The organism is Thermoactinomyces sp. CICC 10521 (genome assembly GCF_016055135.1).
Lineage (GTDB): Bacteria > Bacillota > Bacilli > Thermoactinomycetales > Thermoactinomycetaceae > Thermoactinomyces_A > Thermoactinomyces_A daqus.
On the sequence record NZ_JAECVZ010000022.1, the window covers coordinates 37393 to 49226 of the forward strand.

Genomic DNA, 11834 nt, shown 5'->3' on the forward strand with positions numbered 1-11834 from the left:
ATCATGTCATTTGCTTTGAAAAAAGACCCATTGGCACGGCTGAAGGGGCAGGATTTTCTCAGTCTGCTGGACTGGTCTCCGGACGAGGTTTCCGAACTGCTGAAGCTTACGCAGAATGTGAAGAAAAACAAGGAAGCATGGCTGGAACAGGCGCCGCTGAAGGGGAAAGGAATCGCGATGATCTTTGACAAACCGTCGACCCGCACCCGCGTCTCCTTTGAAGCGGCCGTTCACGGCTTGGGCGGATTCACATTGCAACTGCGCCAGGATGAATTGCAGCTCGGCCGTGGGGAATCCGTCGAGGATACCGCCCGCATTTTATCCGGATATGTGGATGCCGTCGTCATTCGCACGTTTTCCCACGAGATGGTGGAGCAATTGGCAGAAGCCGCATCCATCCCGGTGATCAATGCATTGACGGATCGGTTCCATCCCTGCCAGGCAGTGGCCGATGCCTTTACGCTGTTTGAACAAAAAGGGAAGTTTTCCGGGGTGAAACTGGCCTATATTGGAGACGGAAACAACGTTCTTCATTCCCTCATGATGGTGTCCGCGTTAACAGGCATGCACCTGTCCGTCTCCACACCGGCCGGATATGAGCCTGACACTGCCATTTGGCAAAAAGCAGAGGAGATCGCCCGATCCACAGGAGGAACCCTTTCATTCCATTCCGATCCGGCGTCCGCCGTCAAAGAGGCCGATGCCGTTTATACCGACGTCTGGGCCAGCATGGGGCAGGAGGAAGAAAAAGAGTTGCGCGCGGAAGTATTTGCCGGCTACCAAGTGAATGAACAGCTGATGGCCCAGGCGAAAAACGATGCAGTCTTTATGCACTGCCTCCCCGCCTATCGTGGTCTGGAAGTGACGGAAGCGGTGATCGACGGTCCGGCATCCATAGTCTTCCGGCAGGCGGAAAACCGTTTGCACGCCCAGAAGGCTTTGCTCATCGCCTTGTTGGGAAACGCATAGGACAAGAAAAAAGCCGCTCTCGAAGATAGAGACCGGCTTTTTTCATGAACGTTTACTGGTTGACCATATAGCTGGAGATTTTTTGCTCAACGGCGGTGGAAACGGATGCCGTTCCGCCGAGAATATATCCTTTTTGGAACACCGTTTGATGAGCAGACAGATAGTTGTCTACCGGGGTCGGCAATGAATTTGGCATGGTCAACAAGATCGGTGACTGGGTCAGTCCTGCAAGTGGCCCTCCGGACAGGGCGTCAGGGAATGAATCGCCGCGGGCAAAGACGATCGAGGACGGTTTGACATTGAAATAGTCGGCCAGGTTGACTCCCACCTCAAAGCGGTTGGCTCCGCCGATGCGCACAACCTGTTTGCCCATTTGCTCCAATTGCGCTTTTACATTATCCGAAACCGTTCCAGGACCGCCGACGATTATATATTCATTGATCTCCGGATGTTCGGAAATAAACGCTTTTGTCTCGTCGGGGATCGAATCGGTCAATACTTGCAAAATCGGCATGCCGTTTTGCCCGGCGATTCCCGATGCCGACAGCGCATCAGGGAAAGTGAGACCGCTGGCGATAAACGCTTTTGTTTGCGTTCCGCCGTCGACCACCTGATCAGCCACGGAAGCGGAAACTGCGAAGCGGTTTGGACCGGCAATCCGTTCAACATCAGTGATTCCAAGATTGTGGAGCTGTGTTTCCACATTGGCCGAAACGGAGCCCGTTCCACCCAGGATGATCACCTTGCCCGGTTTGCGCCTTTGTAATTCCAATTGAACCTGGGTTGGCAGAGAATCGGTTGTGGTCAGCAAGATCGGCGATTTGTTTTTGGCAGCCAACGGACCTCCGGAAAGCGCATCGGTATAAAGATCGCCGCGGGCCAAAAGCACCGTATCCGATGAAATGTTGAGAGCTGACAATTCTTGGCTGACATTGGACGACACTTCATAACGGTTTGCCCCGGACAGCCGTTTTAAGTTCGGGTTGACACTGGCGGCATCGATCGCTGCTTTCACATCCTTGCGAATGTTGGGAAGATCGTTATAAACATAGTCCCCTGGACATTCAGTGCCAGGTGTGTATTTGGAATCGCGGTGGCCGGCGATGTTTGGCATATTGTAGTCCACTTTTGGCACACTGGGGTCGTTGTAGGGATAATCCCGCACAAAATCCGATTTGCCCACCGGATTGATGTTGTTGATTGATGCTTCATAGGCAAGCAGTTTCACCAGCGAGTCGCGAATGTTTTTCGGAAGCGGTGCGTCCTGGTAGTTACCCATTAAAGAAACGGAGAAACCTCCGTAGTTAAAGGCATAGGTTCCTGCTCCGACAACGCCGTTGCTCAGCACTTCATCGTCTTTTCCTTTACGCCCTTCATAGATCCGTCCATCACTGCCGATGATGGCGTTATAACCGATATCGCCCCAACCGCGCGTGACAGTGTGGTAATAGTAAATGGAGCGAATACGTGCCGCCGGATCAGGATCATCGTTTGGCGTATCCGTATGGTGAACGAACAGGTGCGTCACCGGATGATATTCACGCGGCCAGGTCTCAACTCCGTCTTTAAAGCGCAGCGATTCGTCAGCCCCCCACTCTGCCCGGGAGACGACATCAGGCTTGTTCACTGCGGCATCGACTTTATCGAAGAGGATTTCCCAGAACGGCTTTTTGGATACGATTTTTTTGCCGTCGCGCGAGTTAATAAAGGTTACTTTGATATCCTTGATCCGTGGCAAAACTTTTTTGTTTCCGGTAAGATGGACTCGGTATTGCAGGTAACGTCCGTTTCCGGCATAAATCAAGTCGCTGAATGTTTCCTCCTGATTTGGATGAGGACCTACATCATCCGATACTTCGGCCACTTGCCAGTCGGACCATTTTTGCCCGTCCGCAGAGAAGCGAACCTCCACCTTTGTATTCCGGGCGCCAAGATCCTTGTTTTTCGACCGGTTTTTCCAGTGGATGCCTACATCGGTAAACACAATCTTCGACTTGATCACGGGCGAAGTATAGACGGCTGTGTCATCAGCTTGTCCAACTGTAAGTACCGCCTGCTTTCCTTCCGTTTCCATCTTGATGTTTTGCTTTTTCCCGTTGAAATCGCTCTGCAATTGATCCCGTACATCGCTCGCCATCACTTTGACCACCGGCGGATTAGCCCAAGTGGAAGGACAGACTGGAAGGGAAAAGGCAATTGCTGCGGCTACACCTGAAGCCAAAAGGATGCCCCGTCTGTTTTTCAATCCGGCCATAGCGTTCCTCCTCAGAGAAAAAAAGGATGTTGTACAAATAGATGGAATAGCCGAGCTGGAATAACACCAGTTGCAAACCCGAACTGTCCTCTATCTGCAGAAATGGAAATTTTCCATTGCAAAATATTATTCGAAAAACTTAAAAGAGAATCAGCGTCTTTTTAACCGCTATTTGTGAACAATTATTTAAGATTGATTTGTTTTTATTTCCGATATATTTTCAATACAAGAGCTGTTTATTCAGATTAATTCCGGCCGTGAAGACATTGGCATCCGTGCTACCCGTCAGGGCCGAGACATCTCCATGACTGTCTAATTGGTATAAATATGTTTTCCTACTAAATCGAAAATCATGGTTTTTAAAATCACTTTTAATTACTTTTGCTATTTTCTTTACTCCTTTTCTTTCGGATCAAATTAAACAACAAACGTTCATTAATTGCGATAATGAATACACAATGAACATGACAATAATCACTAATGCATGAAAGAGAGAAAGAAAATACTTTTGACCAGAAAAGCTCTTCACAAGATCTTCAACAGAGCTATATAACATTCGAATATAAAAAGGACCTAAAATAATTAACCTGATCAAAAGGTTTTTGCTCTTTTCCGCCCATTTCCAGAGGAGGATGGTGATCATGGCCGTAGTGATTAAAATTGTTATGAGTATTCCCGGGTGTTTAGACGTTGTGAAAATTTTGGGTCAAGTGTGCGCAACCTGATAAGAAGTACTAAAGCAAAATTAATTGAAAAACAGAAATGGTGTAGTACCAGTACACTTATAACAATGACTCATTTATTTTTCTATTTATCATTATTAAATAATCCCGGATTTAATAGGTTTTATAAGAAAGATTAGAATGGCAATCACGGCAAAGATGACCGCAACAATAAGGAATGTTTTTTTCTCTACTACTCTTTCCTCCATAATGTAATCTATTCCATAGCTAATGGCTGCTAACATGAAGTTGCTTCCTAATAAATAGTCAATCCATGGAGGTGTAGTATCAGTAATACTAAAATATATAAAAGTCAAGTAACAGGGTAAAAAGAGCCAATTCAATATTGTTTTTATCCTGGATAAATACATGAATGCATTACCTCAGTTGGGATTCTGATCCATGTACTAGCTTCACCCTTCCATGTATAAAGGGCAGTTATTGGCCATATTCCACAAAAACCTCTGACTTCTTTGCAGGCGAACAGTCAAACATATCAATCTGTACGAATGTCCTCCTTCAATTTCTTTATAAAAAATACCGCTAAATAAATTTCACTAAATAATAGGAAAAGGTCATCGAATAAAGAATTATATTCCTTTTTCGCAAAATAAAGCGATATCTCCATCCAGATATTCGAAAAACAAAGATAAAAGAGAAACCAAATATAATAGATCAGGACCATTATTATTCCTAAACGGGTTTTCAAAGAACCGGCAAAATATAAAATAATGATTACTGTCAAAACAATAATCCCTATCAAATATAGGAAGCTTACAAAAATGTCATCCATCATCAACGCTCACCTTACCTCGAAATGTCAGTTAGACACGGCCTGTTTTGGGCCGTGTCTAATCATTCGACTAATTGCCAGTCTAAGAATCCTCGATAGTACCCGGGCCATTGTTTTTTAAGGCAGCTATCATAAACTGATTGAAGCCTGTTTTCAGCCGCGCTACCAACGTAAAGTTCTACTATCCCTGCCGAAACATGGCGTATAGCGTATGCCAGGTAACGGCCAACCATCGAATGACCATTTGGATCAATATTGTATTTACAGGATGGTTTGCTGTATAAACATACTTAAACTCAACGGCATCGTAGCGGTAGCCCGCGTACGTATAGGGGTTTACCACTGCACCCGTCTGGTCGACGAGGTTGCCGTAGTTGCCATTGCTGTCATTGGTTTGGTACGTCGTGATGGCGTCCGGAACCACTTTTCACACTTAACTTTGATGTTACTGATGTGTCCCTTTTGCAAACTTTGGGACGGGATTTCATTGCGAAACGGTGTCTCAAACAATGAAGCTCATATTCTTTTAAAACCCATGGAAAATACAATTCAGCTTCCAATCCATCCATACTAGAAAAATACTCCGAAAGCTTGACAGCCTGTTCAAATGTAGAAATCAAACCTTCTGAATTAAGTATAATCCCAAAACGGGGAAGTTCTTCTTCAAGACCATTACATAAAAAAGAATGAAGGACGCATGAGTCATACCCCAAGACTTCATAACCCAGAAATTTCCCTTTATCATTTAGAAATCTTTTTCGAGCTAGGCATTTACTTATTCCTTCTCCATTAGATAAATGGTAATCGAGAAAATCTTTTACGAACTCAACTTTCAAACCAATTCCAATACATCTCAATTTTGGAAAAGGAAATAAAAATTTTCGATAAAATTCTCTTGCTGTTTCTAAATCAAAGAATACGTCTGGCCAACCCATTTGATCACTTTCCACTTTTATACCCATCCATTTCTTGCGAATTTCAATTATTTCTTTATTCATATCTTGATTGTATTTTGCAAACCAATTAAATCCATTAGGATAAGTAGTGCTAATGCAAGAGCTTACAGACAATATAGTGGATGGAACTATATCAGTGTTCACATAACTTGGCCTTGCCTGCTGTTCTATTAGAAAATATCCTCCACAATAATAACTCATTATTCACTGCTCCTTAAATTATTTAAGAAAAATATTTTTTGTTATAATCGGAGCCAGCGAATTAATAGTTGCTGGTCTAAAAGATTCATTTAGATTGCAAGTAATAAAGTAATACAAACCGGTTTCTTGGCATAACGATAACCTGCGTAGTATAGGGATTGACGACGGTGCCCGTCTGGTTGACGAGGTTGCCGTTGACGTCGTAAGCATCGTTCGTGAACGCAAAGATCTGCTATTTAAACCAATCAATTATTTTGCACATACACATAGATTTCCAATGCCAAGATCCCTATTCCCAGCAATATGAATAAGGCACGTGTCACATACCATGGCAGAAGGCTCAAAATGAAAATGATTAAGTCACCAAAAAAATTAATACCTTGTAGGCTTGGTATTTTTGTATTTTCGTCGAATTTAAATCCTATATATATATATATATATATATATATATATAAATAATATGCCTATTAAGAAGAAAAAAATATAGGCCCACATCCTGGCTCAAATCCCCTTTCGGATCTCGTCTATAGTGAGAGGGGCAACTCTTACCCCTTCTGCTACTTTCTTTTCCGTTCAATATTTGTGATTTTTTAGGGATCTTTACAGCTTAAAGAAGTGTACTATTATTAAATGAATCCTGATTTAATCGGTTTTACAAGAAGAATTCGATCACCGTTCCGTCCGATCGGGTTTCTTTGATCCGTTGGTCGAGAGCATCATATTCGTGAGACGTCGTTTTCGGCGGGTTGATGCTGTCCGTTTCGGTCACGGAGGTGATCCGGCTCTTGTTGTCATACGCATAAAGATAGCTGTAGAGCAAGGTGCCGTATTTGTCAAAGATGTCCCGTTCCATCAAGTCTCCGGCGCCGTTGTAGCGGTTGAAGGTCATGTTGCCGGCGGCTGTTTTGCGGCGGGCCACCTGGTCTTGCTTGTTGTAGTTGAAGTAGGATTATTGACACTTTTACAGGTGGCTAATTATGAGCATATTTTACTTGTGCAAAAAGAACATCAATAATAATCCATAGCATTGGAAGTAAAAATAGAATAAAAAGGATAATAAAAATAACGAAACCAGTCTTTTGCCACAGTTCCTGTTTTTCCTGGAATTCCTCCAGGTCTCGCCAATTGCCTTTTTCCCATGCCCATTTACTTCCTTTAGCTCCTAATATAAATGGAACCATAATCCAACCGATAACAGGGAAGAAAACCCATAAAGAAAAATAGACCCGATGGAAAATCCCACAAATAAATGTAAGAAAAAAAGCGCCCCAATTCCATTTTTTCAATGCAATCTTTAATTCATTGTCCGTTTTTTGACTTGATTCTATATGCATTTATAGTCCTCCATATTTAAATAGACATATAGCACTCATAGTCTTCCCTATGAGTGCCTAAAAATCTATATTCTTATTTGGAAGGTTCTTTGCAAATATCTTGTATAAAATCCAAGACCTGTAATTGAAATTGTAGCTGTGCCAACTTTTTGGTAACTTTACATTGGGCTAGTATCAAGTGGAGCAATTACAAACTTCTATCACTACGTACCAATTTGAGGTTGTTTTACATTGGCTCGTTGCCATTGTTCCTAATATAAGGAATACAGGATTTAATATTTACTGCTGATTTCTTTTATTCTGTAGTAAAAATTTTTTATCAATATAATAGAAATAATCGCAATGGGTTCCCATTGAAAAAATCTACTTGCAAAAATAAGCCATGAGCCAAATAAAATAACCAACGCCCATAAATATTGAACCGGCTTTATTCAATCAACCTTCAAATAAATCATTCGCACTCCTAGTGCTCAAATTTATTTGAAGACTTTAAAGATCTTTCCCTCTTAATTTTTGACCCCAAATCTTACGTATTAGCGTAAAAACTGGGGATTCATAACATCGATCAGTTGGTATTTCTTTTTTTCTTTGATTGAGTTATTTTTAAAATGTATCTTGATAGTTAAGTAATCCGTTATAGTGATCACCATTTCATTATTGGAAAAAAACAGCAAGGTCACTCCTCTGATTGACATTTTTGCCGTAATCTTGAACTCCTCGAAATTTTCAACAACGGCTCCTCTGTAATCTTTTCTTAAACTGGGCGGTTGCTGGATGATCTGATGACTCAACAACAGGTTTTCGTATTGCTCAAAATCGTATTTCATCCACTCATTTTCATCTGGATCATATCCATTGAAAAACCAATCCTGTTGTAAGGAAGGAGTGACGATCGCGGATCCGTCAGGAAACAAAAGATGTTTCCCGATATTCAACCAGTCAAAGAAATCATTTTCCAATCGAAGCCAGTCTTCCGCGGAAAATGAAGGATGAGCATGCGGATTATGAACAGCTTCAATCCCCCAGGAATGATAGAACTCTTCAACTTGGTGCTGTTTTAAAATTGCTTCAGGCATTCCCAATAATAATGGCTCTGTGCCATTTCCCTCATTGTCCCAATCAAAAAAGGAGTACCGGACCAAGTTTTTTAAAAGTGTGTTTGTATTTAATCCTTTCATTGCAAGTCTACCCACCTGTTAGTTAACAAAGAGCTAGAGTCGTTGTTAACTATTTTGATGAAATTTCCTTCGCCATCCAAAGATGCTGTCAATTTCTTATTCGGCATCTTGGTTTAATTTCAAGCCGGCTTTAATCATTTATTTTTTGACACTTTTAAATCCTTCATAAAATTAGATGGTATTGTTGGGTTCGAAAACAGTGATGAGTCAATACACAAAAATTACTATTCGTAAGAAGAATTTTATGAAACCAACAAGCGGCTTTTCATTACATCCTTGGTATCCAAGCTCGTTTGCGACAAAGCATGCTTTGCAAACGAGACGAGTTTCGTTATTCAGTTAGTCCAATGTTTGGTTAAACGCCTGCCTATTTTGGCAAACACAACTTCGAACTTGATCAATTTAAACCTTTTTAAAGCATTTGATAAATAATTATTTAATAAAACTAAAATGAAAGTAATGCTAAAAATAGCAAGTCCCAACAGACCTGCACCATAGTCCTCGGAATCTACAGGAGATAAAAAGCTAAGTAAATAAGTAAAAAGAAAATAATAGATTGGGTAAGAGAAGAGGGTCAGAAATAGTGTAAAAGATCGAGAAAATGATCGATCCCTGCATTTTTTTATTGTGTAGATGAAACAGAAAATAACAGGAATAATAAATATGCAGCAAGATAAATAAAAATTTTCTTACAATTCATAGATGTGAAAACTCGAAATAGCGGACAAACAGTACAGTACAGCAATTAGTTGAGTAGTCCATATGTTTTTCATATTATTATCCTTTAATTTTATATTGGTGTGGTTTACTGTCTACCGGTAAGCCACATTCTCTGTAATCAACTGGTCATCAGGTTTTCGTAAAAAAAGGAAATTACAATCCGCCAGACCTCAGTATTTGATTAATCAACACGAGAAGTATTGATCTTGGCGACAGTAATAAACCCGTTTTCCACTACAGAAGCGTTATCAACAGACTTGTATTTTGTTACTTGTATTTCTTAATAACGACAATCATCATCCATATGAATAGCCCGCAAAGAAAGAGGCTTACTAACATAGCGAAGAATTGAAAGATGATAGTACCCCAAGCAATACTCAACTGGTTCACCTCACCGTCATATTTTAATTGCCCACTGAATCATGGGTGGGTTGGATAATACGTCCTTCCGGATCAGGGGTCTTGGTTTCATAGTTGCCATCGCTGTCGTAGGTATGGTACGCAGATACTCTAATTTAGAAAAAATCTTTCATCATTCAAAATATACAATTACCCCCATTACTATTCCGAATAAAAAAAATAGCAAACCAATACCTATAAAATTATATCCTCCAAAAAAAACGTCTAACAAAAAACTGACTAATAACGGTAAGTCGTGTGAATCTTCATATTTTTTGTTGATCCTTGATCCAAACCCCCAAAATACAATTACACCTATAAGACCAATCGTAATCAGAGCAACCCCGATAATATGTAGTACAAATTTATTCATATACATTCCTTATCTTTTTGGATAACAAGACCTCATTTACCACTAAAACATTAAGGTAAATGAGGTCTTCTATTTTTACATTTATCGTCGCTGAGCTAATCGCAAATAGTAAATCCCTAAGTTAAGATGCTTTATGACTGAATATATCCGGACATACCTATAGACAAAAGATATAACAGTTAAGGCATCTAGAGTTGTAATTACATTAAAGGTTTCAGCAGAAATAAGAAGCGTAGAAGCCAAAAATCCCAAGGTCCATCTTACTGAGCGTTTACGAATATTAAGTTGCCAACCCCATACTATATTAAATAAATTCCATACTGCCAAAGATATATGCCAAAAACCAATCTTTGCTAATCTCCATGAAAATCTGCTATTTGGATCTATATTTAAAATAGGGTTGTTCTCTGTATAAACATACCTATTCAAACTCAACGGCTCATCATCAAACCCTTGGAACGTATCCCTTTCAAAAATCTCCCCGTATCCGGAAGATACGCCCGGCTTGTTCACGGATTATGCCGGAACCATCACACTGGAAGCCGGCAACAAGATCAAGGCTTGGCTCATTGACGGAGAAGAGGTCAAATCCTATACCGAGATCAAGCGTGAGGCGATTGAATACATCAGCCAAATGGCGGAAACGTATCCGCAAGTCGCTTCCCAGTTGAAAGAGTTGGAGCAGAAGAAAAAAGAGGAGATTGGGATTTGGACGTACCAAGAAGTGATGGATTACAAAGCGCGAATCGAGAAAGCGGAACCCGCTTTGTTGAGCAAAAAGATTATTGCCTTGGCGAAGAAACAGCCGGAAGTCGCCGACAAGGTGAAGCAGATGCAAGAAAAACTGGGCAAGAAGTTTGATCAGTTCACCTTGGAAGAAATGCGCCAAGTCTTAGCTTAAAAAAAGGGGAGGAAAAGATCTTATCCGTCTCCATGTTTCAGCCATGATCAACGGGAGGGGGAAACCCCTCCTCACTGGAGGTGACATCATGAAAGAGCGACTCAGCCGATACCTTCGTGAATCGGAGAAGAAGACGAAGGCGGAAGCGCTCCTGTGGCTGCTGCTTCATGTTCAGAATCAACCGCTTCTGATTCTGGATGAAGCATTGGCGCAGGAATGGGGCTGGACGGCAGAAGCGGTCATATCGTTTCTGGAGGAGCTCCACCCGGATTTCGAGGTGGATACAACCAGAAAAGGTTGGCTCGTGATTCAACAATTCGTTGAACAGAACCAGTTTGTATTCCCAACAACCCAAGCGAAGTTAACCAGGGGTAAGTTCGGAGATACGTGTAAAATATAAAGTTTGAAATAGAATTTTTTCCAAATCGCAATAACACCGGTTACCTTGACGTTTTACGGAAAAGGAACCGGTTATTTCATGCTCACTATGCCACGATGCCCATTGGCAAGATTAGTTGTGGTTTTGAGGGCTCGGGTGCGTTGTCCATGTTAATTATATAGTCACCAAAGCGCTTAATGTGACTGGTCATGTAAGAGCTTAAAGCGGCCACAGCTTCACTTTCAATGCCGTATCCTTTAATAGGGTAAGGGTGCTTTTTTGTAATTCGTTTGGATTTACTTTTTTTGGCCTTTGAATAAAAGATAAAGTGTATCGATAAGCTGCATAATTACAAACACAGCAATATATTTTCCGATTGACCATAAAGTAATATATACTACTACTGAACCAATTAGCACACAAATAACCAGTGTCCAAATAGATTTTTTAATAAAAGCCCATATAGAGATGGCTATTGAGATTGCAAAAATTATTAATGATAAAGGACCAGCGATGTCCCAAAAGTCATACCCATAGCCCATGCCCTCAACTCCTAGATCAAGTCCAAAATTATGTGTAAATTTCCACGGTCAGAAAAAGTCGGCGTTCAACTTATGCGTGTGACTTTTGGCTGAGGTTTTTCTTTGGATTTTCG

12 protein-coding genes are annotated in these 11834 nt (G+C 41.2%); 3 read left to right on the plus strand and 9 right to left on the minus strand.

What is annotated here, in order from left to right; all coding sequences use genetic code 11:
• Positions 1-3: 3 nt before the first annotated feature.
• Positions 4-969 carry an ornithine carbamoyltransferase gene (argF, locus tag I8U17_RS13730; RefSeq protein WP_198059558.1) on the plus strand — a complete coding sequence of 322 codons (966 nt, stop codon included), beginning with the start codon at positions 4-6 and terminating at the stop codon, positions 967-969.
• Positions 970-1021: 52 nt separating this feature from the next.
• On the opposite strand, the gene I8U17_RS13735 is transcribed toward argF, so the two are convergent.
• The 8 genes from I8U17_RS13735 to I8U17_RS13770 form a co-directional block, all read right to left on the minus strand.
• The gene (locus I8U17_RS13735) at positions 1022-3223 is read right to left on the minus strand and encodes a cell wall-binding repeat-containing protein (protein ID WP_033100341.1); all 2202 of its coding nucleotides are present in this window, start codon (positions 3221-3223) and stop codon (positions 1022-1024) included.
• An 820-nt stretch (positions 3224-4043) separates the two neighbouring features.
• Positions 4044-4190, minus strand: coding sequence for a hypothetical protein (locus I8U17_RS13740; RefSeq protein WP_198055516.1), 147 nt, complete (start codon positions 4188-4190; stop codon positions 4044-4046).
• 729 nt (positions 4191-4919) lie between these two features.
• Complete coding sequence (locus tag I8U17_RS13745; RefSeq protein ID WP_198059559.1) at positions 4920-5162, minus strand: hypothetical protein; 243 nt, start codon at positions 5160-5162, stop codon at positions 4920-4922.
• Complete coding sequence (locus tag I8U17_RS13750; protein ID WP_198059560.1) at positions 5125-5895, minus strand: hypothetical protein; 771 nt, start codon at positions 5893-5895, stop codon at positions 5125-5127. The genes I8U17_RS13745 and I8U17_RS13750 overlap by 38 nt, the downstream gene beginning before the upstream one ends.
• 652 nt (positions 5896-6547) lie before the next feature.
• On the minus strand, positions 6548-6814 hold the full coding sequence (locus I8U17_RS13755; protein WP_198059561.1) for a hypothetical protein: 267 nt from the start codon (positions 6812-6814) through the stop codon (positions 6548-6550).
• A gap of 52 nt (positions 6815-6866) precedes the next feature.
• Entirely contained in the window at positions 6867-7229 is a 363-nt protein-coding gene (locus tag I8U17_RS13760; RefSeq protein ID WP_198059562.1) for a ribonuclease G, read from the minus strand.
• 533 nt (positions 7230-7762) lie between these two features.
• Positions 7763-8407 (minus strand): hypothetical protein, encoded by a 645-nt coding sequence (locus I8U17_RS13765; protein WP_198059563.1) that lies wholly within the window; start codon positions 8405-8407, stop codon positions 7763-7765.
• A 1252-nt stretch (positions 8408-9659) separates the two neighbouring features.
• Positions 9660-9899: a hypothetical protein gene (locus I8U17_RS13770; protein ID WP_198059564.1), complete on the minus strand. Its 240-nt coding sequence runs from the start codon at positions 9897-9899 to the stop codon at positions 9660-9662.
• A gap of 505 nt (positions 9900-10404) precedes the next feature.
• Here I8U17_RS13770 and I8U17_RS13775 point away from each other — a divergent pair.
• Positions 10405-10800 (plus strand): hypothetical protein, encoded by a 396-nt coding sequence (locus tag I8U17_RS13775; RefSeq protein ID WP_198059565.1) that lies wholly within the window; start codon positions 10405-10407, stop codon positions 10798-10800.
• 88 nt (positions 10801-10888) lie between these two features.
• Positions 10889-11200, plus strand: coding sequence for a hypothetical protein (locus I8U17_RS13780; protein ID WP_198059566.1), 312 nt, complete (start codon positions 10889-10891; stop codon positions 11198-11200).
• A 275-nt stretch (positions 11201-11475) separates the two neighbouring features.
• On the opposite strand, the gene I8U17_RS13785 is transcribed toward I8U17_RS13780, so the two are convergent.
• Positions 11476-11721, minus strand: a complete 246-nt coding sequence (locus I8U17_RS13785) for a hypothetical protein (RefSeq protein WP_198059567.1) — start codon at positions 11719-11721, stop codon at positions 11476-11478.
• Positions 11722-11834: the final 113 nt, after the last annotated feature.

What these genes read in the sequence shown, in the direction of transcription:
- argF (WP_198059558.1), top strand. Translation starts at nt 4, where the DNA reads ATGTCATTTGCTTTGAAAAAAGACCCATTGGCACGGCTGAAGGGGCAG.
- I8U17_RS13735 (WP_033100341.1), bottom strand. Translation starts at nt 3,223, where the DNA reads ATGGCCGGATTGAAAAACAGACGGGGCATCCTTTTGGCTTCAGGTGTA.
- I8U17_RS13740 (WP_198055516.1), bottom strand. Translation starts at nt 4,190, where the DNA reads ATGTTAGCAGCCATTAGCTATGGAATAGATTACATTATGGAGGAAAGA.
- I8U17_RS13750 (WP_198059560.1), bottom strand. Translation starts at nt 5,895, where the DNA reads ATGAGTTATTATTGTGGAGGATATTTTCTAATAGAACAGCAGGCAAGG.
- I8U17_RS13760 (WP_198059562.1), bottom strand. Translation starts at nt 7,229, where the DNA reads ATGCATATAGAATCAAGTCAAAAAACGGACAATGAATTAAAGATTGCA.
- I8U17_RS13765 (WP_198059563.1), bottom strand. Translation starts at nt 8,407, where the DNA reads ATGAAAGGATTAAATACAAACACACTTTTAAAAAACTTGGTCCGGTAC.
- I8U17_RS13770 (WP_198059564.1), bottom strand. Translation starts at nt 9,899, where the DNA reads ATGAATAAATTTGTACTACATATTATCGGGGTTGCTCTGATTACGATT.
- I8U17_RS13780 (WP_198059566.1), top strand. Translation starts at nt 10,889, where the DNA reads ATGAAAGAGCGACTCAGCCGATACCTTCGTGAATCGGAGAAGAAGACG.
- I8U17_RS13785 (WP_198059567.1), bottom strand. Translation starts at nt 11,721, where the DNA reads ATGGGCTATGGGTATGACTTTTGGGACATCGCTGGTCCTTTATCATTA.